28 protein-coding genes and 1 pseudogene are annotated in these 25,675 nt (G+C 71.6%); 17 read left to right on the plus strand and 12 right to left on the minus strand.

Annotation, left to right across the window (positions count from 1 at the left end; genetic code table 11):
* Window positions 1-241: 241 nt before the first annotated feature.
* The 4 genes from FDO69_RS23685 (at window position 242) to FDO69_RS23700 (ending at window position 4,481) form a co-directional block, all read left to right on the plus strand.
* Window positions 242-1,534: an extracellular solute-binding protein gene (locus FDO69_RS23685; protein ID WP_104782078.1), complete on the plus strand. Its 1,293-nt coding sequence runs from the start codon at window positions 242-244 to the stop codon at window positions 1,532-1,534.
* Between the two features lie 6 nt (window positions 1,535-1,540).
* The gene (locus tag FDO69_RS23690) at window positions 1,541-2,539 is read left to right on the plus strand and encodes a carbohydrate ABC transporter permease (protein ID WP_104781867.1); all 999 of its coding nucleotides are present in this window, start codon (window positions 1,541-1,543) and stop codon (window positions 2,537-2,539) included.
* A 74-nt stretch (window positions 2,540-2,613) separates the two neighbouring features.
* On the plus strand, window positions 2,614-3,378 hold the full coding sequence (locus FDO69_RS23695; RefSeq protein ID WP_234388078.1) for a carbohydrate ABC transporter permease: 765 nt from the start codon (window positions 2,614-2,616) through the stop codon (window positions 3,376-3,378).
* Between the two features lie 53 nt (window positions 3,379-3,431).
* Window positions 3,432-4,481, plus strand: a complete 1,050-nt coding sequence (locus FDO69_RS23700; protein WP_104781868.1) for an endo-1,4-beta-xylanase — start codon at window positions 3,432-3,434, stop codon at window positions 4,479-4,481.
* A gap of 61 nt (window positions 4,482-4,542) precedes the next feature.
* Here FDO69_RS23700 and FDO69_RS23705 read toward each other — a convergent pair whose 3' ends face one another.
* The 3 genes from FDO69_RS23705 to FDO69_RS23715 all read right to left on the minus strand — a co-directional run bounded on the left by FDO69_RS23705 (window position 4,543) and on the right by FDO69_RS23715 (window position 7,013).
* On the minus strand, window positions 4,543-5,568 hold the full coding sequence (locus FDO69_RS23705; protein ID WP_234388058.1) for a LacI family DNA-binding transcriptional regulator: 1,026 nt from the start codon (window positions 5,566-5,568) through the stop codon (window positions 4,543-4,545).
* Window positions 5,569-5,792: 224 nt separating this feature from the next.
* Window positions 5,793-5,996, minus strand: a complete 204-nt coding sequence (locus FDO69_RS23710) for a DUF5999 family protein (protein WP_033307435.1) — start codon at window positions 5,994-5,996, stop codon at window positions 5,793-5,795.
* Window positions 5,997-6,428: 432 nt separating this feature from the next.
* Window positions 6,429-7,013, minus strand: a complete 585-nt coding sequence (locus FDO69_RS23715) for a hypothetical protein (RefSeq protein WP_104781870.1) — start codon at window positions 7,011-7,013, stop codon at window positions 6,429-6,431.
* Between the two features lie 546 nt (window positions 7,014-7,559).
* Between FDO69_RS23715 and FDO69_RS23720 the strand changes: the two genes are divergently transcribed.
* Window positions 7,560-9,077: a glutamate-cysteine ligase family protein gene (locus FDO69_RS23720; RefSeq protein ID WP_104781871.1), complete on the plus strand. Its 1,518-nt coding sequence runs from the start codon at window positions 7,560-7,562 to the stop codon at window positions 9,075-9,077.
* A 193-nt stretch (window positions 9,078-9,270) separates the two neighbouring features.
* Entirely contained in the window at window positions 9,271-10,071 is an 801-nt protein-coding gene (locus FDO69_RS23725; RefSeq protein ID WP_104782080.1) for a CPBP family intramembrane glutamic endopeptidase, read from the plus strand.
* A 51-nt stretch (window positions 10,072-10,122) separates the two neighbouring features.
* Here the strand turns inward: FDO69_RS23725 and FDO69_RS23730 are convergent, their stop codons facing one another.
* Entirely contained in the window at window positions 10,123-10,941 is an 819-nt protein-coding gene (locus FDO69_RS23730; RefSeq protein WP_104781872.1) for a PhzF family phenazine biosynthesis protein, read from the minus strand.
* A gap of 80 nt (window positions 10,942-11,021) precedes the next feature.
* A pseudogene (locus FDO69_RS43095) lies at window positions 11,022-11,167 on the minus strand (SAM-dependent methyltransferase); the annotation flags it as partial.
* 58 nt (window positions 11,168-11,225) lie between these two features.
* Between FDO69_RS43095 and FDO69_RS23735 the strand changes: the two are divergent.
* Window positions 11,226-11,861 (plus strand): PadR family transcriptional regulator, encoded by a 636-nt coding sequence (locus tag FDO69_RS23735; protein ID WP_104781873.1) that lies wholly within the window; start codon window positions 11,226-11,228, stop codon window positions 11,859-11,861.
* Window positions 11,862-11,949: 88 nt separating this feature from the next.
* Here the strand turns inward: FDO69_RS23735 and FDO69_RS23740 are convergent, their stop codons facing one another.
* Window positions 11,950-12,378 carry a type II toxin-antitoxin system Rv0910 family toxin gene (locus FDO69_RS23740; protein WP_104781874.1) on the minus strand — a complete coding sequence of 143 codons (429 nt, stop codon included), beginning with the start codon at window positions 12,376-12,378 and terminating at the stop codon, window positions 11,950-11,952.
* Window positions 12,379-12,600: 222 nt separating this feature from the next.
* Between FDO69_RS23740 and FDO69_RS23745 the strand changes: the two genes are divergently transcribed.
* The 3 genes from FDO69_RS23745 to FDO69_RS23755 all read left to right on the plus strand — a co-directional run bounded on the left by FDO69_RS23745 (window position 12,601) and on the right by FDO69_RS23755 (window position 15,423).
* Window positions 12,601-13,149, plus strand: a complete 549-nt coding sequence (locus FDO69_RS23745; protein WP_420878532.1) for a Clp protease N-terminal domain-containing protein — start codon at window positions 12,601-12,603, stop codon at window positions 13,147-13,149.
* A gap of 87 nt (window positions 13,150-13,236) precedes the next feature.
* Window positions 13,237-14,241, plus strand: a complete 1,005-nt coding sequence (locus FDO69_RS23750) for an EamA family transporter (RefSeq protein WP_104782081.1) — start codon at window positions 13,237-13,239, stop codon at window positions 14,239-14,241.
* Window positions 14,242-14,472: 231 nt separating this feature from the next.
* Window positions 14,473-15,423: a DMT family transporter gene (locus FDO69_RS23755; protein WP_104781876.1), complete on the plus strand. Its 951-nt coding sequence runs from the start codon at window positions 14,473-14,475 to the stop codon at window positions 15,421-15,423.
* A gap of 16 nt (window positions 15,424-15,439) precedes the next feature.
* Here the strand turns inward: FDO69_RS23755 and FDO69_RS23760 are convergent, their stop codons facing one another.
* On the minus strand, window positions 15,440-16,072 hold the full coding sequence (locus FDO69_RS23760) for an FMN-binding negative transcriptional regulator (RefSeq protein WP_104781877.1): 633 nt from the start codon (window positions 16,070-16,072) through the stop codon (window positions 15,440-15,442).
* On the minus strand, window positions 16,072-16,758 hold the full coding sequence (locus FDO69_RS23765; protein WP_104781878.1) for a pyridoxamine 5'-phosphate oxidase family protein: 687 nt from the start codon (window positions 16,756-16,758) through the stop codon (window positions 16,072-16,074). Before FDO69_RS23765 ends, FDO69_RS23760 begins: the two co-directional genes overlap by 1 nt.
* A gap of 35 nt (window positions 16,759-16,793) precedes the next feature.
* Between FDO69_RS23765 and FDO69_RS23770 the strand changes: the two genes are divergently transcribed.
* Window positions 16,794-18,125 carry an aminotransferase class I/II-fold pyridoxal phosphate-dependent enzyme gene (locus FDO69_RS23770; protein WP_104781879.1) on the plus strand — a complete coding sequence of 444 codons (1,332 nt, stop codon included), beginning with the start codon at window positions 16,794-16,796 and terminating at the stop codon, window positions 18,123-18,125.
* A gap of 145 nt (window positions 18,126-18,270) precedes the next feature.
* Here FDO69_RS23770 and FDO69_RS23775 read toward each other — a convergent pair whose 3' ends face one another.
* Window positions 18,271-19,224, minus strand: coding sequence for a DMT family transporter (locus tag FDO69_RS23775; RefSeq protein WP_104781880.1), 954 nt, complete (start codon window positions 19,222-19,224; stop codon window positions 18,271-18,273).
* A gap of 75 nt (window positions 19,225-19,299) precedes the next feature.
* On the opposite strand from FDO69_RS23775, the gene FDO69_RS23780 reads away from it, so the two are divergent.
* A complete protein-coding gene (locus tag FDO69_RS23780; RefSeq protein ID WP_104781881.1) occupies window positions 19,300-20,202 on the plus strand; it encodes a LysR family transcriptional regulator in 903 nt (300 codons plus the stop codon).
* Between the two features lie 15 nt (window positions 20,203-20,217).
* Here the strand turns inward: FDO69_RS23780 and FDO69_RS23785 are convergent, their stop codons facing one another.
* The gene (locus tag FDO69_RS23785) at window positions 20,218-20,688 is read right to left on the minus strand and encodes a pyridoxamine 5'-phosphate oxidase family protein (protein ID WP_104781882.1); all 471 of its coding nucleotides are present in this window, start codon (window positions 20,686-20,688) and stop codon (window positions 20,218-20,220) included.
* Between the two features lie 134 nt (window positions 20,689-20,822).
* Here FDO69_RS23785 and FDO69_RS23790 point away from each other — a divergent pair, with 134 nt between their 5' ends.
* The gene (locus FDO69_RS23790; RefSeq protein ID WP_104781883.1) at window positions 20,823-21,473 is read left to right on the plus strand and encodes a cysteine hydrolase family protein; all 651 of its coding nucleotides are present in this window, start codon (window positions 20,823-20,825) and stop codon (window positions 21,471-21,473) included.
* On the opposite strand, the gene FDO69_RS23795 is transcribed toward FDO69_RS23790, so the two are convergent.
* Window positions 21,460-21,948 (minus strand): Rieske (2Fe-2S) protein, encoded by a 489-nt coding sequence (locus FDO69_RS23795; RefSeq protein WP_104781884.1) that lies wholly within the window; start codon window positions 21,946-21,948, stop codon window positions 21,460-21,462. The genes FDO69_RS23790 and FDO69_RS23795 overlap by 14 nt on opposite strands.
* A 200-nt stretch (window positions 21,949-22,148) precedes the next feature.
* On the opposite strand from FDO69_RS23795, the gene FDO69_RS23800 reads away from it, so the two are divergent.
* Together FDO69_RS23800 and FDO69_RS23805 are read left to right on the plus strand one after the other, a co-directional pair.
* Window positions 22,149-22,904 (plus strand): HipA family kinase, encoded by a 756-nt coding sequence (locus FDO69_RS23800; RefSeq protein ID WP_104781885.1) that lies wholly within the window; start codon window positions 22,149-22,151, stop codon window positions 22,902-22,904.
* Complete coding sequence (locus FDO69_RS23805; RefSeq protein WP_104781886.1) at window positions 22,901-23,314, plus strand: DUF3037 domain-containing protein; 414 nt, start codon at window positions 22,901-22,903, stop codon at window positions 23,312-23,314. The genes FDO69_RS23800 and FDO69_RS23805 overlap by 4 nt, the downstream gene beginning before the upstream one ends.
* 113 nt (window positions 23,315-23,427) lie before the next feature.
* Here the strand turns inward: FDO69_RS23805 and FDO69_RS23810 are convergent, their stop codons facing one another.
* Window positions 23,428-23,895 carry an excalibur calcium-binding protein gene (locus FDO69_RS23810; protein WP_104781887.1) on the minus strand — a complete coding sequence of 156 codons (468 nt, stop codon included), beginning with the start codon at window positions 23,893-23,895 and terminating at the stop codon, window positions 23,428-23,430.
* Between the two features lie 231 nt (window positions 23,896-24,126).
* Between FDO69_RS23810 and fabG the strand changes: the two genes are divergently transcribed.
* On the plus strand, window positions 24,127-24,888 hold the full coding sequence (gene fabG, locus FDO69_RS23815) for a 3-oxoacyl-ACP reductase FabG (protein ID WP_104781888.1): 762 nt from the start codon (window positions 24,127-24,129) through the stop codon (window positions 24,886-24,888).
* A gap of 15 nt (window positions 24,889-24,903) precedes the next feature.
* The gene (locus tag FDO69_RS23820; RefSeq protein ID WP_053674161.1) at window positions 24,904-25,662 is read left to right on the plus strand and encodes an SDR family oxidoreductase; all 759 of its coding nucleotides are present in this window, start codon (window positions 24,904-24,906) and stop codon (window positions 25,660-25,662) included.
* Window positions 25,663-25,675 lie beyond the last annotated feature (13 nt).

The raw sequence follows: 25,675 nt of genomic DNA on the forward strand, positions 1-25,675 counted from the left end.
GAAGGGGGAGGTGCTCCCTCGTCGGCTCGCGGGCGGACACCCTGCGTGATCACGGCACAGTCGACTTCGTAACGTTCGTCCGGTGAATCGAATGTTTCGCATCCGCGTCAGGTTCCGGTACTGCCGAGAGATTCACCTCGTACAAGGGGTTGCCACCGTTTATCCGCTGTCTCTAGGGTGCGGCAGCAGCGAAGCTTTCTGATTTGGATCCGAAACTTTCGACACATTCGAGGAGCGCATGATGGGCGACCCCGCACTGTCCCGCCGCGGCTTCCTGGCGGCCTCCGCCGCGACCGGTCTGGGGATGACGGCACTGACCGCATGCGGCGGGGACTCGGACGGGGGGGCGTCCGGGACGACCACGATCGAGTGGTGGAACATCTCCACCACCGAGCCGTCCAAGACCGTCTGGGCCGCTCTCGCGCGGAAGTTCGAGGCACAGAACCCCAAGGTCAAGGTAAAGATCGTTCAGCTGGAGAACGACGCCTACAAGTCGAAGATGACGGCTCTGACCGCCTCGGGGAAGCTGCCCGACATCTTCCACACCTGGGGCGGCGGCGTGCTGAAGCAGCAGGTCGACGCGGGGCTCGTCGAGAACCTCACGGACCGGACCAAGCCGTGGGGCGACGCCCTGTTGCCCGTCGCCAGGGAGCCGTACCTGTTCGACGACCAGGCCTACGGCATCCCGTTCGACATCGGCATGATCGGCTTCTGGTACAACAAGGCGCTCTTTCAGAAGGCCGGCATCGCCGGGCCGCCGACCACCTGGGACGGCTTCCTCGACGCCGTACGCAAACTGAAGGCCGCCAAGGTCACGCCCCTGGCCCTGGCCGGCAAGGAGAAGTGGCCCGGCATGTACTACTGGGCCTACCTCGCCATGCGCACCGCCGGGGCCGAGGCGCTGCAGAAGGCCTACGACGACAGGGACTTCACCGGCACCCCCTTCGTCGAGGCGGGCGAGCACCTGAAGGAACTCGTCGCCCTGCAGCCGTTCCAGAAGGGCTTCCTCGGCGCCGCCTACTCGTCGCCCACCGGCCAGGCCGCCGCCGTCGGCAACGGCAAGGCGGCCATGGAACTCATGGGCCAGTGGGCGCCCACGGTCCAGGCCGACGCGGGCAAGGGGCTCGGCAAGGACCTCGGCTTCTTCCCGTTCCCCGCGGTCGAGGGCGGCAAGGGCGCCATCGCCGAGGTGTTCGGCGGAGGGGGTGGGCACGCACTGCGCCGGGGCGCCCCGCAGGAGGCCGTCGACTTCCTCAAGTTCTTCGCGTCCGAGGCCACCGACCTCGAGCTGGTCAAGAAGACCGGTGTGCTGCCCGTGGTCCCGGCGGCCGAGAGCGCCATCGCCGACCCCAACATCAAGGCCGTGCAGGCTCAGTTGAAGGCCGCCACCGGCTTCCAGCTCTACCTCGACCAGGCGTACGCACCCGCCGTCGGCCAAGAGGTCAACGACAGCGTGGCCGCGCTCATCGCCGGTTCCAAGTCGCCCGGGCAGGTCGCCCAGTCGATCACGAAGACCGCGAAGGAAGAGCAGTAGCCGGCGATGACCTCCACGTTCCTGCCGGACAAACGGACCGGCCCCGGCGCCGGTGCCCCGCCCCCGGCCGCGGACCGGCCCACGGGGCGGACCCGGCGACGCGCACTGCACTGGCTCACCGCGGCCGGCTTCCAACTCCCGGCCTTGGTGCTGTTCCTGGGGCTCGTGCTGCTGCCGATGCTCTTCGCCCTGTACGCCGCGTTCTTCCGCTGGGGCGGCTTCGGCATGCCCTCCGACTACATCGGCGGCGAGAACTTCACCCGGCTCTTCCAGGACGACGTCTTCCTCGGCGACCTGTGGCGCTGCCTGGTCCTCGTGGTGCTGTCACTCGCCTTCCAGCTGCCGTTCGCGCTCGCCATGGCCGTCCTGCTCAACCAGCGGATGCGCGGCCGGGCGGTGTACCGGATGCTGTTCTTCGCCCCGTACGTCCTGTCGGAGGCCATCACAGGCATCCTCTTCGGCATGATCTTCGCCCCGGACGACGGCTTCGCCGACCAGGTTCTCGGCAGGATCGGTCTCGACGGGCTCGGCGGGGAGTGGTTCGCGGATCCGTCCACCGTCATGGCGACCGTCTTCCTGGTCATGACCTGGAAGTACTTCGGCTTCCACATGATGCTGTACCTGGCCGGGCTCCAGGCCGTCCCGAGGGAACTGACCGAGGCGGCGCTCATCGACGGGGCGAGTGCCTGGCAGCGGTTCCGCAACGTCACCCTGCCGCTGCTCGCGCCCACCCTGCGCATCAGCGTGTTCCTCGCGGTCATCGGGTCGATCCAGCTCTTCGACCTGGTGTGGGTGACCACCGCGGGCGGCCCCGACCACCACTCCGAGACCATGGCCGTGACCATGTTCCAGTACGGCTTCAAGCGCTACCAGGTCGGCTACGCCAGCGCGATCAGCGTGGTCATGTTCGGCATCAGCCTCGTCTTCGCCCTCGCCTACCAGCGGTTCGTCCTGCGGCGCGACCTCGAAGGGGCCACCACGACCATGCGGGGTGACGGAAAGTGACAGCCAGTCAGAAGACCCGTGCGGGCGGGAGGACCTGGAGCCTGCACCTCGTCCTGGTCGTCGTCGGGGCCGTCATGGCCGTCCCCCTGCTCTACGCCGCGCTCTCCGGCTTCAAGTCCACCGACGAGCTCTCCCGCAACCCGGTCGGACTGCCCGAGTCGTGGGTCACGTCCAACTACACCCAGATCCTCGGCTCGGGTGACTTCTGGCGGCTGATCGGCAACAGCACGCTGATCGCGATCGGCACGACCGTCCTGCTCGTGGCGGTCTCCGCCCTGTCGGCCTTCTCCTTCGCGCGGTTCGCCTTCCGCGGCCGGGAGGCGCTGTTCACGCTGTTCACCATGGGACTGATGTTCCCGTTCGCCGTGGCGGCCCTGCCGCTGTTCCTGCTGCTGCGCTCGCTGGACCTGCTGGACAACCCGCTCGGCGTGATCCTCCCGCAGGCCGCCTTCGGACTCCCGATGACGATCATCATCCTGCGGGGCTTCTTCCGGCAGATCCCCGGCGAGCTGGAGGAGGCGGCCACGCTCGACGGGTGCAGCCCGTTCGGCTTCTTCTGGCGGGTGCTGCTGCCCATGGCGCGGCCCGCGCTCGGCACGGTCTCCGTGCTGGCCGTCGTCACCAGCTGGAACAACTTCTTCCTGCCGCTGCTGGTGTTCACCGACGCGCAGTGGTGGACGCTGCCGATCGGCGTCCAGCAGTTCCAGGGGCAGTACTCCGCGGAGTACGCCAAGGTCTTCGCCTATCTGGTGCTGGCCATGGTGCCCGCCCTCGCCTTCTACTCCGTGGCCGAGCGTCAGCTCGTCGGCGGCCTCACCGCCGGCGCCACCAAGGGCTGACACGCGCCGCGAACGTACGGCTCTACCCACCCACATTCGTGAGGAGTCGCACCATGCGCACCACCCGTCTCAGACTCGTAGGCGCCGTCGCCGCGCTCCTGGTCGCCGCCGGCATCGGTGCCGGCACACCCGCCCAGGCGGGGCACCAGCAGTCCACCCTCGCCGACCTCGCGCAGCGGCACGGCCGCTACTTCGGCAGCGCCACCGACAACCCCGAGCTCGTGGACGGGCCGTACACGGCCCTGCTCGGCAGCGAGTTCGACCAGATCACGCCCGGCAACGGCATGAAGTGGTACGCGACGGAGCCCCAGCAGGGCGTGTTCGACTTCTCCGAGGGCGACGAGATCGTCGACCTCGCCCGGGCCAACCGGCAGAAGGTGCGCGGCCACACCCTGGTCTGGCACAGCCAGCTGCCCGGATGGCTCACGGGCAGGGAGTGGACGGCGCCCGAGCTGCGGGCCGTACTGAAGAAGCACATCCAGACCGAGGTACGGCACTACCGGGGCAAGGTGTTCGCCTGGGACGTCGTCAACGAGGCGTTCAACGAGGACGGCACGTACCGGGAGTCGGTCTTCTACAAGACGCTCGGACCCGGCTACATCGCGGACGCCCTGCGCTGGGCGCACCAGGCCGATCCGCGCGTCAAGCTCTACCTCAACGACTACAACATCGAGGGCGTCGGCCCGAAGAGCGACGCCTACTACCGCCTGGCCAAGGAGCTGAAGGCCGCGGGCGTCCCGCTGCACGGCATCGGTCTGCAGGCCCATCTGGCCTTGCAGTACGGCTATCCGGCCACCCTGGAGGACAACCTCCGCCGCTTCTCCCGGCTCGGCCTCGACACCGCGCTCACCGAGGTCGACATACGGATGCAGCTGCCCGCGACCGAGGAGAAGCTGGACCGGCAGGCCGAGTGGTACGCCGACCTGACCGAGGCGTGCCTGGCGGTCCGTCGCTGCGTGGGCATCACGCTGTGGGACTACACCGACAAGTACTCATGGATCCCCGCGTTCTTCCCGGGCGAGGGCGCGGCCCTGCCGTGGGACGAGGAACTGCGGCGTAAGCCCGCGTACTTCGCGCTGCGTGAGGCGCTCGGGGGGAGGTAGCGGGGGCGGGCGGCGCCCCACCGGACAGGGGGTGGTGGGGCGCCGTTCCTCGGGGTGGAGGTCAGGCCGGGGGCGCGGTGCTCGCCCGGACCACCAGGTCGGTGCCCAGTTCCACGCGTGGTGAGTCCGGCTGCTCGTCGCGGGTCATGCGGAGCACCGTGCGCACGGCGAGTTTGCCCATGTCGGCCAGGGGCTGGCGGATCGTCGTCAGGGGTGGTGCCGACCAGCGGACCTCCGGAAGGTCGTCGAAGCCGACCACGCTCATGTCCTGCGGCACCCGGAGACCGCGCCGGCGCAGCGCCTCGATGGCGCCGAGTGCCATCTGGTCGCTGGCCGCGAACAGCGCGGTCGGCGGCTCGGGCAGGTCGAGCAGGGTGCCGCAGGCGGTGAAACCGGACTCGGGGCGGAAGTCGCCGGGGACGACGAGGGACGGGTCCCTCGGGATGCCGGCGCCTTCCAGGGCCGCGCGGTAGCCGTCGAGGCGGGCCCGGGAGCACAGCAGGCGGGGCGGTCCGGCGATCAGGCCGATCCGGCGGTGGCCGAGGGACAGCAGGTGCTCGGTGGCCGCCAGGCCGCCCGCCCAGTTCGCGGCGCCGATCGTGGGGGCGTCGAGGGCCGGGGAGCCCGCCGGGTCGACGACCACCAGGGGCACGCCGAGGATCTGCAGCTCCTCGTGGAGCGTCGGATCCAGGGCGGACGTCACGAGGACGACCCCGTCGGAGGCGCGGGCCCTCAGGTTGCGCATCCACTCGCGGGCGTCGCCGGATCGCCCGTGGATGGCCGACACCACGGTGCCGACCCCGGCGGCGTGCGCGACCTCCTCGACCCCGCGGATGATCTCCACGGCCCAGGGGCTGTCGAGGTCGTTGAAGACCAGGTCGAGCAGGGCGGCGCGGGTGCCGGGGGCCGCGGGACGCTTGCGGTAACCGTGCCGGCGCAGCAGGTCCTCGACCCGGGCCCGGGTCCGCGGCGACACGTCGGACCGGCCGTTGACGACCCGGGACACGGTCGGTACGGACACGCCGGCCTGCCGGGCGATCTCCGTGATGGTGACCCTGCCCCCGGGGTCGGCCCCACCTGATCCCACCAGCCCCACCTCCGTCGACGGGTGACCGCGAAACCTCCAGGAGTCTTCCGGAAACGGGGCGTCCGTGGGAAGGCGTACGGGGCGAAGGCGTACGGGCCGGGAACGCCACGTCGCGGGAAGTTACCGTCAGTGACGACCGTCGGGCGTGCGTCGGGGCCGGGGCGCAGAGTGTCCTGCGGCCGGCCCCTCATGTCGGGCGGCGGGTCATCGCCCCGCCGACGGCCTCAGGCGGCCGTCATCACCTGGCCGGCCAGCGGACGGTGCGGGGCGATGGCCCGGCCGTCCGGCAGGAGTTCGCCGGTGTCCTCGAAGAGCACCACGCCGTTGCACAGCAGGCTCCATCCCTGTTCCGGGTGGTGCGCCACGAGACGGGCGGATTCCCGGTCGGCGGATTCTGCTGAGGGGCACTGGGTCTGGTGCTGGCACATGGGTGGGATCTTTCGCTGTGTCGAGACGGACGATGATATTGACGTGTCCGAGTGGGCTGTCGTGTCTGTTCCGCGGCTAGAAGTGTCGTTCATGGCCGCCCCCCGTTGTGATAAGTCGTCGGAACCCAGTGTTGCCCCACGGGCGTCGATCCGCAGGGATTTCGCGGCACCGCTTCTCACAGGTTCAGGACGCGTCACCCGCGCGGACGGTTCATCCCAACTGGGCTGTCCCTTCGGGTGGTTCGCAGTGGCCGGATAGGGCTAGTCCGCTCGCGCCGACGCCCATTCCGGCTCGTACGAGCTATTTATCGCTCGTACGAGCGATCGTGTGAGCGGTAATGCGATCGTGCGAGCGGTCCGTGGCCGGTCGGCAGGAAAGGAACGACCCCGCCGCCGGAATTCGGCGACGGGGTGCGAGGAATCGTGGGTGCTTCAGGCGATGGATCCGAGAAGTCTGGTGGGAGTCACTCGATGGGTGAGCACCGGGAGGAGTTCGGAGACGCGGTGCGGGCGGTGGGCCGCTATGCCGGGCGGCGCCGGCGCGAGTGGGACGAGCAGGTCGGTGGCGGCGGGGTGGCCGGCGGCACCGTCCGAGGAGCAGTCCTCGTGCAGCCAGAGCGTCAGCATGTACAGGCCGGGCACCGACAGCAGGCGGGGCTGGTACGGCTGCGGCATCGTCTCGGCCTGACGCAGGGCGCGCTCGGTGGAGGTGATGTACGGGCCCTCGAAGAAGTGGGAGAAGGCCCAGCCGTCGGCGGTCAGCATGGTCTCCGCCGCGGCCACGGCGTGGTCGCCACAGCGGATCAGGAAGCGCCACCCGGCCAACCGGGTCGCGGAGACGCCCTCGGCCGTGACGTGGTCGAGGACGTGCACGGGCAGGGGCAGCTCGGGTGTGGCGGGTCCCTGGGTGCCGAGCAGGGAGGGAGTGCGGGCTTCGCGGACCGCGGTGGGAGAGGAGAGGGCGGTGAGGACGGAGCGGAGTGCGGGCGCGGGAGCCGGAGGGACATGCAGCGGCATGGTGGGTCGCCTCTCATTCAAAGGCACGGTGGCACGAGGGCGGGGGCGGACGACGCTGTCTGCTCACGGGGGTCAGAGCGGCAGGGGCCGGGGTCTTGTGAACGAGAGGGGGGTGGGGTCCGCGTCGCCTCGACCGCAGGACCCATCGACCGTGGGCGCCGGCCTTCTGCCTTGTTGGCGGAGTTTATACGACACGGGTTCAGACTGTGTTTCGTCTAGCCGTTTCCGGTGAGTAGAACAAGGGTACATTCGGTCGGCGATACGCGAGAATTATCCCGATTCCATGCGGGGGTGCACAACGGTGACCTCGATGAATGTCCGCACGCCGGTCGGCCCATTCTCGTCGGCGTTTTTCACGAGTTCCCGGAGCCCGAAACCTGCGCTGTGCGTCATGCCGAGTGAATGTGCCACCGGTCACACCCGTCCAGCGTAGCGGTCACCGGGTCCGCCCGGGACGTTATCGATCGCTTTCGCTGGGCATCCTCCACCTGACCGGGGCCCCGTCGGCCGGATCCCGGCCCGCATCATCCAAGGAGGGACGCTTCGATGGGGGAGAAGGTCGTGGCAGGGCGGTTCGACCTGTCCGATCGCCAGCGCTACCGCGACAAGCTGCGTCAGTGCCTGACGGGCTTGGAGCGACTCCTGGCGGAGAAGCGGTTCGATCGCCCCAGGAACCTGATGGGGCTGGAGATCGAATTGAATCTCGCGGGCGCCGACGGCATGCCGAAAATGTTGAACGGGCAAGTCTTGGAACGCATCGCGAGTCGCGATTTCCAAACAGAACTCGCCATGTTCAATCTGGAAGTGAACATTCCCCCACACCGCCTGGGGGGCCGGGTATTCGACCGTCTGGCGGAGGAACTCCGTACGTCGCTGGCATATGCCGACCGGAAAGCCGGTGAGGTCGACGCGGGTATCGTGATGATCGGTATTCTGCCGACTCTCGACCGTGACGATCTGGTGTCGTCGAACCTCTCGGACGTCGACCGGTACACCCTCCTCAACGACCAGATCGTGGCCGCCCGCGGCGAGGAGTTCACCCTCGACATCGACGGCGTGGAGCACCTGAGCTGCACCTCGAAGTCCATCGCGCCGGAAGCCGCCTGCACCTCCGTGCAGCTGCATCTCCAGGTCACCCCGGCCCGCTTCGCCGACGTGTGGAACGCGGCCCAGGCGGTCGCCGCCGCGCAGATCGCCGTCGGCGCCAATTCGCCCTTCCTCTTCGGGCGCGAACTGTGGCGCGAGTCGCGGCCCCCGCTGTTCCAGCAGTCCACCGACACCCGCCCGCCCGAGCTCCAGGCCCAGGGCGTCCGGCCGCGCACCTGGTTCGGGGAGCGCTGGGTCACCTCGGCGTACGACCTCTTCGAGGAGAACCTGCGCTACTACCCGGCCCTCCTGCCGATCTGCGACGACGAGGACCCGCTCGAGGTGCTCGACCGGGGCGGCACGCCCTCGCTCGCCGAACTCGTCCTGCACAACGGCACGATCTACCGCTGGAACCGCCCGGTCTACGGCATCGCCGACGGCGTCCCGCATCTGCGCGTGGAGAACCGCGTGCTGCCGGCCGGGCCCACCGTCATCGACGTCGTCGCCAACGCGGCCTTCTTCTACGGCGTGGTCCGGGCGCTCGCGGAGGAGTCCCGGCCGGTGTGGTCCCGGCTGCCCTTCGAGGCGGCCGCCGCCAACTTCGACGCCGCGTGCAAGGACGGCATCGACGCACGCTTCACCTGGCCCCGGCGCGGCCGGTACAGCGGCACCACCGAGGTCGACGCGGTGAGCCTGATCCGTGACGAGCTGCTGCCGCTCGCCGAAGCCGGGCTGGACGCCTGGGGGGTGGAGCCGGCCGACCGCGATCTGTACCTGGGCGTGATCGAGGAGCGGTGCCGGCGCCGGGTGAACGGGGCGAGCTGGCAGGCCGCCACCTTCCACAAGGCACTGGACGCGGGCCTCTCCCGGGAGGACGCGCTGGCCGCCACGACCCGGCGCTACCGCGAGCTGATGCACAAGGGCGAGCCGGTGCACAGCTGGCCTGTGGGGCTGCCGGAACCCGTGTCGCTGGGCTGACGTCGCGTGCCCGACGCCGAGGGCCGCTGGGCTGACGTCGCGTGCCCGACGCCGAGGGCCGCTGGCTGATGTCGCGAGGCCGTGTGTCCTCGGGCCGACGCCGCGAGGCCGTGTCCTCGGGCCGACGCCGCCTCAGGGGTGACATCCCGCTGCCGCCATACTGATCCGACAGGTCGGTGAAGTGGAGGCGGGTGTGCAGGCGGAGGCGAGCCCGGTGGGCGATACCATTCCCCAGCAGGGGCTCTCACGGCGGATGCTCCGCAACGAGACGCTGCTGGTCCTCGCGCTGTCGCTGGGCGCGAGCGGGCTGTCGGCGCTGATCAGCTTCATCGGGTCGGTCACCAAGCCGGGCGGCCTCAGGGACCAGGCGGCCACGATGAACGCCTCGGCCGCGCCCGGCCGGCCCTGGCTCGACCTCGCCTGGCAGCTCTTCGGGATTACCACGGCGCTCGTACCCGTCGCACTCGTCGCGCACTTCCTGCTCCGCGAGGGCGCGAGCCTGCGCACGATCGGCTTCGACCGTACCCGCCCGCTGCCCGACCTCGGCCGCGGAGCGGCGATCGCCGCGGTCATCGGCAGTACCGGCATCGCCTTCTACCTGGCGGCCCGCGGCCTCGGCTTCAACCTCACCGTGGTGCCCGAGGCGCTGCCGGCGGTGTGGTGGAAGTACCCCGTGCTGATCCTCTCGGCGATCCAGAACGCCGTGCTGGAGGAAGTGATCGTCATCGGGTACCTGCTGCGCCGCATGGGTCAGCTGGGCTGGACGCCGACGGCCGCGCTGGCCGGCAGCGCCGTTCTGCGCGGGTCGTACCACCTCTACCAGGGCATCGGCGGCTTCATCGGGAACATGGTGATGGGCGTCGTCTTCGTGTACCTCTACCGTCGCTGGGGGCGCGTCGGCCCGCTCGTCGTGGCCCACTCGCTGCTCGACATCGGGGCGTTCGTCGGATACGCGCTGCTGGCGGGCAAGGTGGGCTGGCTGCCGACGGCGTGAAGAAAACGAGTGAAGGGGCGCACGGCGGTGTCGTGTGCCCCTTCACTCGTCTCAGGCCAGCAGGTCGCCCTCGATGACGGTGACCGCGGTGCCCGTCAGCAGGGTGCGGTCGCCGCGCAGCTCGGTGCGGATCCGGCCGGAGCGGAGTGAAGCCTGGAGACCGGTGAGGCGGGGGCGGCCCAGGCGCTCGGACCAGAACGGGGCGAGTGCCGTGTGGGCGCTGCCGGTCACCGGGTCCTCGTCGATGCCCACGTTCGGGAAGAAGCAGCGCGAGACGAAGTCGTAGCCTCCGGCGGGGTCCTCGGCGCGGGCCGTGGCGATCACACCGCGCTCGGAGTGCGCGGCGAGGGCCGTCAGGTCCGGGGCGAGGGCGCGCACCGTCTTCTCGTCGGCGACCTCGACGAGCAGATCGCCGACGTTCGGGCCGGTGTCGAGGACCGTGAGCACCTCCGTGCCCAGCGCCTCGACGAGACCTCCGGGCGGATCGATCCGGGTGAGCGGGGCCGTCGGGAAGTCCAGGGTGACGGAGCCGTCCGCTGCGGGCGTGGCGACGAGGACGCCGCTGCGGGTGGCGAACCGCACCGGCCCGTCGTGGGCGCCGGTCGTGTGCAGGACGTGGGCGGTGGCGAGGGTGGCGTGGCCGCACATCGCGACCTCGGTGGCCGGAGTGAACCAGCGCAGCGCCCAGTCCGCCTCGGAGGCCTCGCGGAGCGGGTGGGCGAAGGCCGTCTCGGCGTGGTTGACCTCCAGGGCGACGTTCTGCAGCCAGGTGTCGTCCGGGAAGGCGTCCGCGCGGGACAGGAGGAGGACCCCGGCCGGGTTGCCGGAGAAGGGGCGATCGGTGAAGGCGTCGACGATTCGGATCCGCATGCCCCGACGCTAGAGCGCCCACGACGCAGCAGGCCAAGGCCAATTCGCACCCGCTGGCCCGATTTCCCGGCAGAGAACTGTCCCCCGGCGGTGGCGAAGGCCTGTGCCCAGCGGGTCGCGGAACACGGCCTTCTCTCGCTCGGTCTCCAGCGCCCGCACCCGGGCCAGCGGGCCACGGGCCACAGGACACAGCCCAGGGACGGGGAGGGTCTTGTCGGTCGAGCATTACCGATATATCGTTGAAGCATCGCGACAGATCAACGATGGAATGGAGAGTGGTTGCGATGCGTACCCACGGATTCGAGCGTGGACATGGACACGGCGGCCCGCACCACGGTCGGGGCGGCTTCGAAGGGCTGCGTGCGGCCTTCGGTCCCTTCGGGCCGGGTGGTCCGGGTGGCCCCGGCTGGGGCGGGCCCGGCGGGCCGGGCTTCGGTCCGGGACCCTGGGGCGGCCGAGGGCGCGGGGGGCCCAGGGGAAGGGCGCGGCGAGGTGACGTACGCGCCTCGATCCTGGCCCTGCTGAAGGACCGGCCGATGCACGGCTACGAGATGATCCAGGAGATCGCCGAGCGCAGCGGCGGGGCGTGGAAGCCCAGCCCCGGCTCGGTCTACCCCACCCTCCAGTTGCTGGAGGACGAGGGGCTGATCGCCAATGCCTCCGAGGGCGGCAAGAAGCTGTTCTCGCTCACCGAGGCGGGCCGTGAAGCCGCCGAGGAGGGGCCCGAGGCCCCCTGGGAGGAAGCCTCCCGAGGGGTCGACTGGGAGGCTCTCGGTGAGATCCGCCAAGCCGGCTTCGGTCTGATGGAGGCCTTCGGCCAGGTCTGGAAGACCGGCAGCAAGGAGCAGCGGGAGAAGGCCCTCGGCGTCATCAACGAGGCCCGTAAGAAGCTGTACCTCATCCTCGCCGACGAGGACTGAACCGCGTAGGACACGAGGCGCCCCCGGAGTGGTCCGGGGGCGTCTCGGCGTGCGGAGTGGGCCGGGGGTGCCGCAGCGTGTCGGGGTGTCAGGTCACCAGCCGGTCCAGCTTGCGCAGCGACTCGTGCAGGGCGGTCGTCGCCGAGTCCTTGAGCTTGCCCGCCATCAGGGACACCGTCGCGCCCGTGAATTCGCCGTCGATGCGGACCGTCGTGGCGTCGCCGTCGGGTGTGAGGGTGTAGCGCGTCGCGACGGTCACCGCCATCGGGCCCTTGCCGCGGATGGCGAGCACCCGCGCCGGTTCCAGTTCCTCCACGGTCCACGCCACCTCGGCCGGGAAGTTCATCAGCCGCATGTTCTCCTGGAACGTCGCGCCCACTTCGAGGGGTTCCGGGCCGCCCTCCGGGAAGCTCGTGTGGGTCGCGTTCCACTCGCCGTACGCGGACCAGTCGGTGAGCTTCGCCCACACCGTGCCGACCGGCGCCCCGATGCGGGCCTCCGCGCTGACTTCGGCCATGCGACCACCTCTCCGTATCGGGCTGGGTGCGCGGAACGTAGCCGCGGCGGCCGCAATGTTCAATACTGACGAACTGTCAGACCGGTCGCGGTCTCCACCCGAATCTGCCTGATCTCCTCCGCAAGGAGGAGATTCCGGCCGGGGGAGTCCACTTCCCGTGGGACGCGAAGATGCTTCCCACCGAGGATGACGCGAGCCCGTGAGACTGGTGGGCTAGGGGATGTGCAATCCCGTACCCCCCGGCAGTCGGCCCATGAGCACGGCATTCAGCGCGTGGACAACGATGCCAGGCTCAGTGCCGAGCTGGCGTCGGTGGTCGGTGGTGCCCGGCGCCGGGCCGTCCGGGACGGGGACCGGCAGATCGACACCGCCCATCTGCTCCATTCGCTGCTGGAGTCGGACCCCGAGGCGCGTGCCGCCTTCGGCGAGGGGCCGCAGATCGCGCGTCTGCTGGGCTATCTCGTCCAGCGCAGCATCGGATACGGCCTGCGCTGGCAGAGCGGAGTCGAGGACTCCGGAGCCGTCCCCGTGGTGACGGGGACGGCGGGTTTCTCGCCGCTCGCCGCCGCGTGCATGGAGTACGCCTGCGAGCGTGCCGCCGAGCGCGGCGGGCCGGCTCGTGGTACCGACCTGCTCGCGGCGATCGTCGTCGACCCGCAGGCGCGCGCGGTCGAGGTGCTCGGACGGGCCGGCATCGACCCGCGTGAGGTGCTCACCGGGCTCGACGGGCGGTCCGGCATCGCCGAGGAGTGCGGCGAAGCCGCCAAATGAGCGGTACGGCATGGGGCCGGTCGCCCCCGTCCAGGCTGTGAGACAGGTGTCATAGGGGGTGACGCTCCTGTCATGGCCTGTCATCATGTGCCGGTGCGTACCACTGACAGCAGCGTGAGCGGGCGCGGCAGGGGCGTGGGGCTCGGACTCGCCCTCCTGTCCGCGGTGGCCTTCGGCGGATCCGGTGTCGCGGCCAAACCGCTGATCGAAGCGGGGCTGGACCCGCTGCACGTGGTGTGGCTGCGGGTGGCAGGGGCTGCCCTGGTCATGCTGCCGCTCGCCGTGCGGCACCGCGCGCTGGTGCGCAGGCGCCCCGGACTGCTCGCCGGGTTCGGGCTGCTGGCCGTCGCCGGTGTCCAGGCCTGCTACTTCGCGGCGCTCTCCCGGATCCCCGTCGGGGTGGCGCTGCTCATCGAGTACCTGGCGCCCGCGCTGGTGCTGGGCTGGGTGCGGTTCATGCAGAAGCGGCCCGTCACGCGTGCCGCAGCCGTCGGTGTCGTGCTCGCGGTCGGCGGACTCGCCTGTGTCGTGGAGGTGTGGTCGGGCCTCGGGTTCGACGCGCTGGGGCTGCTGCTCGCGCTCGGCGCGGCCTGCTGCCAGGTCGGCTACTTCGTTCTGTCCGACCAGGGCAGCGACGCCGGGGACGAGGCGCCCGACCCGCTCGGCGTCATCGCCTACGGACTGCTGGTCGGCGCGGCCGTGCTGACCGTCGTCGCCCGGCCCTGGACCATGGACTGGTCGGTGCTCGGGGGTACCGCGAGCATGGACGGCAGGCCCGTCGCCGCCGTCGTGCTGCTGGCGTGGATCGTCCTGGTCGCCACGGTCGTCGCCTACGTCACCGGTGTGGTCTCCGTGCGCCGGCTCTCCCCGCAGGTCGCCGGGGTCGTGGCCTGTCTCGAGGCGGTCATCGCCACGGTCCTGGCCTGGGTCCTGCTCGGCGAGCACCTCTCCGCGCCGCAGATCGCCGGCGGCGCGATCGTGCTGGTGGGCGCGTTCATCGCGCAGTCCTCGACGCCCTCGAAGGGGTCCGGTCAGCCGGTGGCGAGCGGCGGCCCGGAAAGGGAGTTGTCCAGGCGCGGGACCAGCGCCTAAGGTGTCGATCATGCCTTCGAACGCACTCGTTCTTCCGCCTCCGGCCGCCTGAGGCGGGCCCTCCGGAAACCGCGCCCGGCGATGCGCCGCCGCGCAGAACGGTGCTGCCCGCAGACGAAGTCCGCGGACCCCGCTGATCACGACTGATCCGGGGCCCTTCCCGAACTTCCGCGCACCCGGCCGCCGCCCGACGCGGGCGCGGCATGCCGTGCGCGTCTGCGGAGAGAACACGTGTCGAACACCGCCTCCGGCCTGCCCATCGGGCGAGGCCTCCTCTATCTGATCGTCGCCGGTGTCGCCTGGGGCACCGCGGGCGCGGCCGCCTCCCTGGTCTACCGGGCCAGTGACATGGGGCCCGTCGCCCTCTCCTTCTGGCGCTGCGCCGCCGGCCTCGTGCTGCTGCTCGCCGTCCGACTGGTGCGCCCGAGCGCCGCGGCCCCGGTGCGTGAACCGCTCGGCCGCCGGGCACTGCGCACCGGGGTCACCGGGCTCGGGCTCGCCGTCTTCCAGACGGCGTACTTCGCGGCCGTCTCCGCCACCGGCCTGGCCGTGGCCACCGTCGTCACGCTGGGCGCGGGGCCCGTCCTCATGGCGCTCGGCGCCCGGCTCATCCTGGCCGAGCGACTGGGCCGGGGCGGCGCCGTAGCCGTCCTGGGTGCCCTCGCCGGGCTCGCGGTCCTCGTCCTCGGGGGCGGCGGCGCGACCGTGCGCCCGATGGGTGTGCTGCTCGCCCTGCTGTCCGCGGCCGGATACTGCGCGATGACGCTGCTCACCCGCCTGTGGGGCCGCGACGCTGAAGGTGACGCCACCCGGACGACCGCCGGGGCCTTCGCCGTCACGAGCCTGTGCCTGCTGCCGTTCGCTCTCGCGGAGGGACTGCTGCCGCACAGCGAGGAGCCCGGCCGCCTCGTGCTCCTGCTGCTCTACGTCGCCGCCGTCCCCACGGCACTCGCCTACGGCCTCTACTTCGCGGGCGCGGCCGTCGTACGGTCCGCCACCGTCTCGGTGATCATGCTGCTCGAACCGGTGAGCGCGGCGGTGCTCGCCGTCGTCCTGCTCGGCGAGCACCTCACGGCGGCGACGCTGGCCGGGATCCTGCTGATGCTGGGCTCGGTGGCGGGCCTGGCGGTGGGGGAGGCCCGGGGTGTGCGGAGGAGGGAGGAGCCGGTGATGGCCGTGTGAGGCGGACACGCGCGGCCTACGCCTGCTGTCTGCGCAGGAGGTGGTCGCGCGCCCTGGAGTCGCCCGGGCCGCCGCGGGCCGCGAGACCCACGGCGATCCGGTCCCGGACCTCGGCCGGCCTGTGGCTCGCGTACTTGAACTTCGCCCGTACGTCCGTCACTTCCAGGCGCAGGCCGCGGATGCCGGCGAGCATCCTGCCGTAGGGCGCCTCGCCCACCGCCGCCCGTGCGGAGCCGCCCCGGGGCTGGAAGTGGTCGACCTGGCGGTTGAGCAGCGCGGCCTTCTGCGCCGGGTCGTCCACGACATGGGCGCGGCAGCGGAGCTGGACAGCCGCGTAGAAGCTCGTCGGGGTGCCGTGCTCGGGCAGGACGTCCGGGGCGGCCTGCCAGGGGCCGGGTACGAACACGTAGTCGTCGACCACGCTCAGCAGGACGTCCGGGGCGGCCTCCAGCGCGGGCCAGAGCGGGTTGGGGCGGGCGAGGTGGGTGATGACCTCGCGGCGCCCGGCGTCGTAGGCGAAGTGCAGGGGCTGGACGTGGGGCGGTTCGCCCGGCGGGCCGTTGACCGCGAGCTGGCCGAAGTCGTGGTCGGCCAGCCAGCGTTGCCATTCGGTGTCGTCACGGGGCGCGTCCCAGGGGTGGATCAGCATCACAGGGCCGTGAGGTAGTCGGGCAGCTCGGTGCCGGGGGCCAGGCCGGGGTCGGAGAGCGGGGTGCCGTAGGTGCGCCGCACCGGGACGACGCCGGCCCAGTGGGGGAGGGCGAGGTCCTCCGGTTCGTCGTTCACGCCGCCGGTGCGCAGCTTCGCGGAGACCTCGTCCAGGTCCAGGCGGATCACGGCGGTGGCCGCCAGTTCCTTCTTGTTGGCGGGGCGCGAGTCCGCGGAGCGGCCGGCCACGACGTGGTCGACCAGCGCGTCCAGGGCCCGCAGCTTCTCCTCGGGGTCCGTCACGTCGTGGGCGACGCCGTGCACCACCACGGAGCGGTAGTTGATCGAGTGGTGGAAGGCCGAGCGGGCCAGGACCAGACCGTCGACATGGGTGACCGTCAGGCAGACCGGGAGGCCGGGGTCGGCCTGACCGGCCGCCCGCAGCGGACGCGAGCCCGTCGAGCCGTGCACGTACAGCCGCTCGCCGACCCGGGCGTACAGGGTGGGCAGGACGACGGGCGCTCCGTCGCGGACGAACCCGAGATGGCAGACGTAGGCCTCGTCGAGTATCGAGTGCACCAGGTCCTTGTCGTACGCGGCCCGGTCCGGGGAGCGGGTGGGGACGGTGCGGTCGGTCGGCGTGTAGGCGGTGTCGGGCTGCGACGGCGTCTGCGCGGTCCCCTGCATGGCGCTCTCCATTGCACTAGTGCACAATTGGCTTTGTGCTAGGAGAGTATCGGATCAGTGGGCGTCGCGCAGCGGACATTTCCGCGAGCATCGAGCGCGCGGTGGGAGCCGGTGAGCTGCAGCCGGGCCAACTGCTGCCTCCCATGCGGGAGTTGGCGGAGCGGTTGGGGGTGAATCCCAACACGGTCGCGGCCGCGTACCGCACCCTGCGCGAGCGCGGGGTCATCGAGACGGCGGGGCGGCGCGGCAGCCGGGTGCGGCCCGCACCGGCCACGACCGGGCGGGAGCACTTCCGGGTGGACGTCCCCGAGGGGGTGCGGGACCTCGCGCAGGGCAATCCGGACCCGACGCTGCTGCCGGCGCTCGCGGCCGCGTTCGCGGCGGCCGCCGCCGAGGGTGACCGGGCGCCGGTACTCTACGGCGACACCCCCGTCGAACCGGAGCTGGCCCGGATCGCCCGGGCCGGGCTCGACGCCGACGGGGTGCCGGACGGGCCGCTCGCTGTGGTCTCCGGGGCTCTGGACGGCGTCGAACGGGTGCTGGCGGCCCACCTCAAGCCCGGTGACACCGTCGCCGTCGAGGACCCGGGCTGGGGCCGCACCCTCGACCTGGTGCCCGCGCTCGGGCTGCGCACCGTCCCCGTCGGCGTCGACGACGAGGGGCCGTGCGCTCAGGACGTGCGCCGGGCGCTGGAGGCCGGGGCGCGCGCCCTGATCGTCACGGACCGGGCGCAGAACCCGACCGGCGCGGCGGTGAGCTCCGCACGCGCGCGTGCGCTGCGAGCCGTACTGCGGGAGCATCCGGAGACCCTGCTGATCGAGGACGATCACGGCCACGGCATCGTCGACGTGCCCCTCCACTCCCTGGCCGGGGTCACCCGGCACTGGGCGTTCGTGCGCTCGGCCGCCAAGGCCTACGGCCCCGACCTGCGGCTCGCCCTGCTCACCGGGGACGCCGTCACCGTCGACCGGGTCCGCGGGCGGCACCGGCTCGGACCGGGCTGGGTGAGCCGGCTGATGCAGCGGGCCCTGGTCCGGCTGTGGGCCGACGGAGCGGTCGACACGGCCCGGGTGGCGGCGTCGTACGGGCGGCGGCGGGACGCGCTGATCGAGGCGCTCGAGCGGCGCGGTGTCGCGGCCTGCGGGCGCAGCGGCATGAACGTCTGGGTGCCGGTGCCGGACGAGACCGGTGCCGTCGCCCGGCTGCTGCACGCCGGCTGGGCCGTGGCCCCCGGCGCCCGCTTCCGGCTGAACGCGCCGCCCGGCGTCCGGGTCACCGTCTCGACTCTCGTCGACGGCGAGATCGAGAGACTGGCCGACGCGATCGCCTCGGCCCTCGGACCCGCCCCCGCGCGGAGTTACGACTGAGACGTCGGGCTGGGCGGCCGGGACTCGCACGGAGGCGCTCCTGCGACGTGGGCTCGGGGCTCGCACGGAGCCGCTCCTGTGACATGGGCCCGAGCGGCCGCTGCGTGTGCAGGGATGTCGACCCGGGCGGTCGGGCCCTGCCGGGCTACTGCCGAGGTCCCGGAGCGGGCTTCGGCCGGATCTGGGTGAGTGCCGCCCCCGTCAGCACGATCACCGCCCCGACCGGCGTCGACCAGGTGAGCCCCTCGCCGAGGACGGCGACGCCCGCGGCCGTGGCGATGACCGGGATGAAGTACGTGACCATCTGGGCGGTCGTGGGGCCGACCTCGGCGACCAGGCCGTACTGGAGGAGCACCGCGAGGCCCGTGCCCAGCGCGCCCAGGGCGGCGACCGCCAGCAGCGGCACGACGGACACGCGGGTCGGCAGGGTCGTGAACAGCGGGGTGACGACGGCCAACTGGGCGGTGGCGAGCAGCAGTTGCGCGCCGGTCATCGACAGGTGCGAGTGGCCGGTGCCGGCGAGGGTGCGGCGCACGTAGATCCAGCCGACCGGGTAGCTGAGGGAGCCCAGCAGGGCCAGTGCCGTGCCGGTGGCGTCCAGGCCGTGGAAGCCCTGCCAGGCTCCCAGCACCGTGAGGACTCCGAGGAAGCCCAGCCCGAGCCCCGCCACCCGCACCCGCGTCGGCCGGTCCTCCGACAGGGCGACCAGCGACAGCGCCATGCCCCACAGCGGCGAGGTCGCGTTGCAGATACCCGCGAGGGCGGACGGGATGGTCAGCTCGGCGTACGCGAAGAGCGAGAACGGTAGGGCGTTGAGCAGGAACGCGGCGACCGTCAGATGCCCCCAGACGCGCGCCCCGCGCGGCAGCCGCTCGCGTCGTACCGCCATCGCGGCGGCCAGCACCGCGGTGCCGAACGCCAGCCGTCCGAGCGTCACCTGGAACGGCGCGTAGGTCTCGGTGCCCACCTTGATGAGGAGGAAGCTGAAGCCCCAGATCAGAGACAGGGCGGCGAACCGAAGGCGCCAGTCGAGGAGACGGCGGGGCGGTGGCGGCGGTGCGGTGGCGGCCCGGTCGGCCGGGGTGGTCACGGTGCTCATGGCAGCCACGATGCGCCCACACAACCTCGTAGCACAATCGAGATTTCGCACCCGGTACTGCGTAGCATTGCTTACATGTTGAATCTGGAGCGCCTGCGCACCCTCGACGCCCTCGCCCGGCACGGCTCGGTGAGCGGCGCGGCCGAGGGTCTGCACATCACGACGTCCGCCGTCTCGCAGCAGCTGTCGAAGCTGGAGCGGGAGGTCGGTCAGCAGCTCCTCGCCAAGAACGGCCGGGGCGTGCGGCTCACCGACGCGGGCCGGCTGCTCGCCGAACACGCCGCGCGCATCCTGTCCCAGGTGGAACTGGCCCAGTCCGATCTGGAGGCGCAGCGCGGGCAGGTCGTCGGCGAGCTCAGACTGTCGGCGTTCCCGACGGCCGCGCGAGGGTTGTTCCCGCACGCGCTGGCCGCACTGCGCGAGCAGCACCCCGCGCTCCGGCTGCGCTCCTGCGAGCTGGAGCCGGAGCACGGCATCGCCGGAGTCGTGCGCGGCGACCTCGACCTCGCCGTCGTGCTCGACTGGTACAACAAGCCGATGGCGCTGCCCGAGGGCCTGGTCAAGGCGTCGATCCTGGACGACCCGGCCGAGGTCGCCCTGCGGGCGGACCACCGGCTCGCGGAGCGCGAGGAGGTCGACCTCGGCGAGTTCGCCGACGACGAGTGGATCACCTGGGGCGACGGCGAGTTCTGCCACGAGTGGCTGATGTTCACGCTCCGCTCCAAGGGCGTCGAGCCGATCGTCGGCCATCGCGCCGCCGAGACCCACACGCAGCTCGCCCTGGTCGCCGCGGGCCTCGGGGTGTGCATCGCCCCGCTGCTCGGCCGCCACCCCGTGCCCACCGGTGTGGTGACCGTCCCCCTCCGGCAGCGGGTCCGACGGCATGTGTACGTCGTCTGGCGCGCTGACGCGGACCGCCGTCCGTCGATCCGTGCGGCGGTCAAGGCCCTGCGGGCGGCGGGGGAGAGGGTCGGCTGACGTTCCGGGGAGAGGCTACCGCCCGGCCAGTTTGCGGAAGTCCCAGGAGACGATCTTCTCGGGCCTCAGCCGGATCCAGGCGTGCCGGCCGTCGTGCGGCATCTCCTCCAGGCCGAAGTTCTTCCGCGCGAACAGCATCTCGGGGACGTCGAGTTCGGCGCGCAGCTCGCCCGTGCGAGGTATCTCGCCCACGAACTCGACGGTGCCCGACAGCTCGGCGCCGCGCAGGTCGTCGTACTCCTCGCCGGTGTCGACCACGATCGCCACCCGCGGATCGCGCCGCAGGTCGGTCCAACGCTTGCTGCGTACGACCGAGTACAGCCACATCGAGGTGCCGTCCCAGGCGAACCACAGCGTGCTCACGTGCGGCGCCCCGCCGGCCGACACCGTGGCGACCCGGCAGGTGCGCTGGCTGGTCAGGAACTCGTCCAGCTCGCCCGGCGTCATCATGATCTTCCGGCCCCTGCGCTGCTGCGTGACGGTCATGCTCCCCCTCTTTCTCCCACGTCGTGCCAGAGGAAATCCTCTGACATCACGTCAGAAAAGGATGAGTGCTCTTCCGTCCGTGCGCAATGGTCGCTACGCTCGCCCGCCCTGCCGCCGGTGACAGGGGGAAACCCGTGCCCTCGTACACAGCGCTCAGCGAACTCCTCGAACCGCGCACCACCGTGCTGCTCACCGTCGAGTGCCAGGAAGGCGTCGTCGGGGCGGACAGCGCGCTGCCCGAACTCGCCGAACAGGCACGCGCCGGCGGCGCCCTCGCCAACGTCGCCCGTCTGGTGGCGGCCGCCCACGACGGCGGCGTCCAGGTCGTCCACGCCGTCGCCGAGCGCCGCCCCGACGGCCGCGGTGCCAGCCGCAACGCCCGGCTCTTCCGCGCCGCCGCACGGCTGCCCGTGCAGCAGCTGACCGGCACGTCGGCGGTGCGGGTGGCCGCTCCGATCGAGGTCGCCGAGGAGGATCTCGTCGTACGGCGTCTGCACGGGCTGTCACCCCTGCAGGGCACCGACGTCGATCCCCTGCTGCGCAACCTCGGCTGCCGCACGCTGATCGTCACCGGGGTCTCGGCCAACGTGGCCGTCCCCAATGCCGTGTTCGACGCCGTGAACCGCGGCTACACCGTCGTCGTCCCGGCGGACGCCATCGCGGGAGTGCCCGCCGACTACACCCCCGCGATGATCCGCCACACCCTCGCGTTGGTCGCCACGGTCGCGACCACGGACGAGGTGCTGGCGTGCCTGGAGCGTGCGCGGGACGTCAAGCCAGCGTGATGGAGTCGCCCTTCACGCTGATCTGCTTCGCCTCCAGCGGTTCGACCGCCGGCCCCTTCTTGACGCTGCCGTCGAGGACGGAGAACTGACTGCCGTGGCAGGTGCAGGAGATGATGTCGTCCTTCAGGTCCACCATCGGACACTGCCTGTGGGTACAGATCGTCGAGAACGCCTTGTAGTCGCCCGCCGCCGGTTGTGAGACCACGACCTTCTCGTCCTTGAAGATCTTGCCGCTGCCCTCGGGAATGTCGGCGGTCTTCGCGAGCGCCGCACCACCGGCTCCCGCTCCGGCGGACGAGCCGCCCCCTTCGTTCGTCGCGCCGCCACCGGAGGCACCCTGTTCGGTGGACGGGTCGGACGCCTTGTCCTCCGAACCGCACGCTGTCAGCGCCACGGTGAGCCCCGCCGCGCCGACCGCCGCCACGACGGTGCGGCGGCTCGGTTCCGACATCGGCTGAACTGATTCGCTGGTCATGCTGACGTTCCTTCCGGGGGGATTCGTGATCTGCCGAGAGGTACGGCCCCTGGGGACCGGCTGTTCAGACCCTGCCGAAATCCTGACGCGTTCGGGGAAGGACCCGGGTAAAGCGGAGCTGTCGGCTTGCTGTCGGGTTCCGGCCCGCGCCCCCGCGAGGTCGTCGCCACGATCGCCGGGTACGTCAGTAACCTGGGGCGATGCTCAAGGAAGTGATCGCGACCCGTTTCATCGCGCCCCTGCGCGAGGGCGGTTCGCTGCCGGGTCTGGTCGAGGCGGACGACTTCGGCACCTACGTCCTGAAGTTCACCGGCGCGGGACAGGGCCGCAAGACGCTCGTCGCCGAAGTGGTCTGCGGGGAACTCGCCCGCCGGCTGGGGCTGCGCATGCCGCGCCTCGTCACCGTGGAGCTCGACCCCGACCTGGGGCTGGGTGAACCGGAGGAGCAGGTGCAGAGCCTGCTCCGGTCCAGCGGCGGCACCAACCTCGGCATGGACTTCCTCTCCGGCGCGCTCGGCTTCGACCCGCTCGCGTTCCCGGTGAGCTCCGAGGAGGCCGGCCGCGTGGTCTGGTTCGACGCGCTGATCAACAACGTCGACCGGTCCTGGCGCAACCCCAACCTGCTGAGGTGGCGCGGCGACCTGTGGCTCGTCGACCACGGCGCGACGATGATCTGGCACCACAACTGGCCCGGCGTGGAGGCCTCCGCCGCCCGCCCGTACGACGCCTCCGACCACGCGCTGGCACCCTTCGCGCCCGATGTCGCCTCCGCCGCGGCCGAGTTGGCGCCCCTGGTCACCGAGGAACTGCTCGCCGACGTCACCGCGCAGATCCCGGACACCTGGCTCACGGACGAACCGGGCTTCGCCGCGCCGGACGATCTGAGGCAGGCCTACGCGCGCCCGCTGCTGGCACGGGCCGCCGCCATCCACGACCGCATCCAGGGGCTGAAGTGAACGACCGGCACATCATCAGGGGCGGGCCACGGGACCGCCACGTCTACGAGTACGCCGTCCTGCGCGTCGTCCCGCGCGTGGAACGCGGCGAATGCATCAACGCCGGGGTCCTGGTCTACTGCCGCGCCGAGGCCTACGTCGGTGCCCGCACCCACCTCGACGAGACCCGCCTGCTGGCCCTCGACCCCCTGGCCGACGTGGCCGGGGTCCGAGCCGCCCTGGGGGCCGTGGAGGGCCTGTGCACGGGGGGGAGCGCGGCCGGGCAGGCGGCCTCCGACGACCCGGGCCGCCGCTTCCGCTGGCTCGTCGCCCCCCGCTCCACGATCGTCCAGCCCGGCCCGGTGCACACCGGCCTGACCACGGACCCGGCGGCGGAGACCGAGCGGTTGCTGGACCTCCTGGTGAGGTGACGGACACCCGGCCGGCGGCGCCTCACCACGCCACCTGGCCGTCAGCACCGGCGGTGCCTCACCACGCCACCCGGCCGTCAGCACCGGCAGCGCCTCACCACGCCACCCGGTCGTCAGCGCCGGCGGCGCCTCACCACGTGGCCGGCGGCGAGAGTGGCACCCACAGCGAAGGTCAGCCCGATCGCGATGTCCCAGTCGCTCGGCCCCGAGGCCACCGCGCCCCCGAGCCCGCCCCGCACACCCTGGCTCGGAGCGCTGGTGGGAGTGAGGGTGACGGGAGCGGAGGGACTGACCGAGGGACTCACGGACGGACTGGCGGAGGGGCTGGGCGACGTGGGCGACGTCGTGGGGTTGATGATCCCGCGGCGGGACAGCGCCTCGCACGCGACGCCGTCGTCGGGGCCCTGGTCCTCGTCCAGCCTGTTGGGATCGCTCGGGTCCGCGTCGAAGACGGCCTGCGCGTCCTCCTGGAAGGCGAAGTCGCGGCAGTCCAGGTCCTGCCGGGCGTGAGCGGGGTCGGCCATGGGCACGATCGCGGCGATCGCGAACAGCGCGCCCGTGACACCGGTGCGACGGCGCATGGAACGCCTCCCTTCCGGTCATGGGTGGCTCGCGCTCCGACGCTAGGCGCCGAGGGGTGTGGCGGCGCGCCGCCATGGGCCGATCGGGTGTCCCCGAGGAGGCCGCCGGGCCGGGCGGGACCCGGGTGATGGATCACATGCCGCCCCGGGCCGTTGACACCGCGTGCCAGGGCTTCTAGCGTCACACCCACTGAAGGTACTAAGCGGTCGCTCACCTGAGGAGTAGCAGTCATGTCCACCACTGAGCAGCGGGTTGCCGTCGTGACCGGTGCCGCGCGCGGCATCGGTGCCGCCACCGCCGTACGACTGGCCACCGAGGGCCGCGCGGTCGCCGTGCTCGACCTCGACGAGGCGGCCTGCAAGGACACCGTCGAGAAGATCACCGCCGCCGGTGGCAAGGCCATCGCCGTCGGCTGCGACGTCTCCGACGAGGCGCAGGTCGAGGCGGCCGTCGCGCGGATCGCCGAGGAGCTCGGCGCCCCGACGATCCTGGTCAACAACGCGGGCGTGCTGCGCGACAACCTGCTGTTCAAGATGAGCGTCTCCGACTGGGACACCGTCATGAACGTGCACCTGCGCGGCGCCTTCCTGATGTCCAAGGCCTGCCAGAAGCACATGGTGGACGCCGGCTTCGGCCGGATCGTCAACCTGTCCTCGTCGTCCGCGCTCGGCAACCGCGGTCAGGTGAACTACTCGGCGGCCAAGGCCGGCCTGCAGGGCTTCACCAAGACCCTCGCCAAGGAACTCGGCAAGTTCGGCGTCACCGCCAATTCCGTCGCGCCCGGCTTCATCGCCACCGAGATGACCAAGGCCACCGCCGACCGCGTCGGCATGGGCTTCGAGGACTTCAAGGCCGCCGCCGCCACGCAGATCCCGGTGGCCCGGGTCGGTGAGCCGGAGGACATCGCCAACGCCATCGCCTTCTTCACCGGCGAGGCGGCCGGATTCGTGTCCGGCCAGGTGCTGTACGTGGCCGGCGGACCGCTCGACTAGAGGACGAAGAACAACATGACTTCCGTGGAACTCTCCGGCAAGGTCGCCCTCGTCACGGGCGCCAGCCGCGGCATCGGCTACGGCGTGGCCGAGGCGCTCGTCGCGCGCGGCGACCGCGTGTGCATCACCGGCCGCAACGAGGACGCCCTCAAGGAGGCCGTCGAGCAGCTCGGCGCCGACCGCGCCGTCTACGTGGCGGGCAAGGCGCACGACGAGGCCCACCAGGCCGTCGCCGTCGAGCGCACGATGGAGGCCTTCGGCCGCGTCGACTACCTGGTCAACAACGCCGGCACCAATCCGGTGTTCGGCCCGATCGCGGACCTGGACCTGAACGTCGCCCGCAAGGTGTTCGAGACCAACGTCGTCTCGGCGCTCGGCTTCGCCCAGCGGACCTGGCACGCCTGGCAGAAGGACAACGGCGGCGCGATCGTCAACATCGCCTCCGTCGCGGGTCTCTCGCCCTCGCCCTTCATCGGCGCCTACGGCGTCAGCAAGGCCGCGATGATCAACCTCACCGTGCAGCTCGCGCACGAGTTCGCGCCCAAGGTGCGGGTCAACGCGATCGCCCCGGCCGTCGTGAAGACCAAGTTCGCCCAAGCCCTGTACGAGGGCCGGGAGGAGGAGGCCGCGGCGGCCTACCCGCTCGGCCGGCTCGGCGTGCCCTCCGACATCGGGGGCGCGGCCGCGTTCCTCACCTCCGGTCAGTCCGACTGGGTCACCGGCCAGACGCTCGTCGTCGACGGCGGCATCTTCCTCAACGCCGGAACCGGCTGACGAGGACCGCGCA

This window comes from Streptomyces tibetensis, assembly GCF_007655005.1.
GTDB classification, from domain to species: Bacteria; Actinomycetota; Actinomycetes; order Streptomycetales; family Streptomycetaceae; genus Streptomyces; species Streptomyces tibetensis.

What these genes read in the sequence shown, in the direction of transcription:
- FDO69_RS23685 (WP_104782078.1), top strand. Translation starts at nt 242, where the DNA reads ATGGGCGACCCCGCACTGTCCCGCCGCGGCTTCCTGGCGGCCTCCGCC.
- FDO69_RS23690 (WP_104781867.1), top strand. Translation starts at nt 1,541, where the DNA reads ATGACCTCCACGTTCCTGCCGGACAAACGGACCGGCCCCGGCGCCGGT.
- FDO69_RS23695 (WP_234388078.1), top strand. Translation starts at nt 2,614, where the DNA reads ATGGCCGTCCCCCTGCTCTACGCCGCGCTCTCCGGCTTCAAGTCCACC.
- FDO69_RS23700 (WP_104781868.1), top strand. Translation starts at nt 3,432, where the DNA reads ATGCGCACCACCCGTCTCAGACTCGTAGGCGCCGTCGCCGCGCTCCTG.
- FDO69_RS23710 (WP_033307435.1), bottom strand. Translation starts at nt 5,996, where the DNA reads ATGTGCCAGCACCAGACCCAGTGCCCCTCAGCAGAATCCGCCGACCGG.
- FDO69_RS23715 (WP_104781870.1), bottom strand. Translation starts at nt 7,013, where the DNA reads ATGCCGCTGCATGTCCCTCCGGCTCCCGCGCCCGCACTCCGCTCCGTC.
- FDO69_RS23720 (WP_104781871.1), top strand. Translation starts at nt 7,560, where the DNA reads ATGGGGGAGAAGGTCGTGGCAGGGCGGTTCGACCTGTCCGATCGCCAG.
- FDO69_RS23730 (WP_104781872.1), bottom strand. Translation starts at nt 10,941, where the DNA reads ATGCGGATCCGAATCGTCGACGCCTTCACCGATCGCCCCTTCTCCGGC.
- FDO69_RS23735 (WP_104781873.1), top strand. Translation starts at nt 11,226, where the DNA reads ATGCGTACCCACGGATTCGAGCGTGGACATGGACACGGCGGCCCGCAC.
- FDO69_RS23740 (WP_104781874.1), bottom strand. Translation starts at nt 12,378, where the DNA reads ATGGCCGAAGTCAGCGCGGAGGCCCGCATCGGGGCGCCGGTCGGCACG.
- FDO69_RS23760 (WP_104781877.1), bottom strand. Translation starts at nt 16,072, where the DNA reads ATGCTGATCCACCCCTGGGACGCGCCCCGTGACGACACCGAATGGCAA.
- FDO69_RS23765 (WP_104781878.1), bottom strand. Translation starts at nt 16,758, where the DNA reads ATGCAGGGGACCGCGCAGACGCCGTCGCAGCCCGACACCGCCTACACG.
- FDO69_RS23775 (WP_104781880.1), bottom strand. Translation starts at nt 19,224, where the DNA reads ATGAGCACCGTGACCACCCCGGCCGACCGGGCCGCCACCGCACCGCCG.
- FDO69_RS23780 (WP_104781881.1), top strand. Translation starts at nt 19,300, where the DNA reads ATGTTGAATCTGGAGCGCCTGCGCACCCTCGACGCCCTCGCCCGGCAC.
- FDO69_RS23785 (WP_104781882.1), bottom strand. Translation starts at nt 20,688, where the DNA reads ATGACCGTCACGCAGCAGCGCAGGGGCCGGAAGATCATGATGACGCCG.
- FDO69_RS23795 (WP_104781884.1), bottom strand. Translation starts at nt 21,948, where the DNA reads ATGACCAGCGAATCAGTTCAGCCGATGTCGGAACCGAGCCGCCGCACC.
- FDO69_RS23800 (WP_104781885.1), top strand. Translation starts at nt 22,149, where the DNA reads ATGCTCAAGGAAGTGATCGCGACCCGTTTCATCGCGCCCCTGCGCGAG.
- FDO69_RS23810 (WP_104781887.1), bottom strand. Translation starts at nt 23,895, where the DNA reads ATGCGCCGTCGCACCGGTGTCACGGGCGCGCTGTTCGCGATCGCCGCG.
- fabG (WP_104781888.1), top strand. Translation starts at nt 24,127, where the DNA reads ATGTCCACCACTGAGCAGCGGGTTGCCGTCGTGACCGGTGCCGCGCGC.
- FDO69_RS23820 (WP_053674161.1), top strand. Translation starts at nt 24,904, where the DNA reads ATGACTTCCGTGGAACTCTCCGGCAAGGTCGCCCTCGTCACGGGCGCC.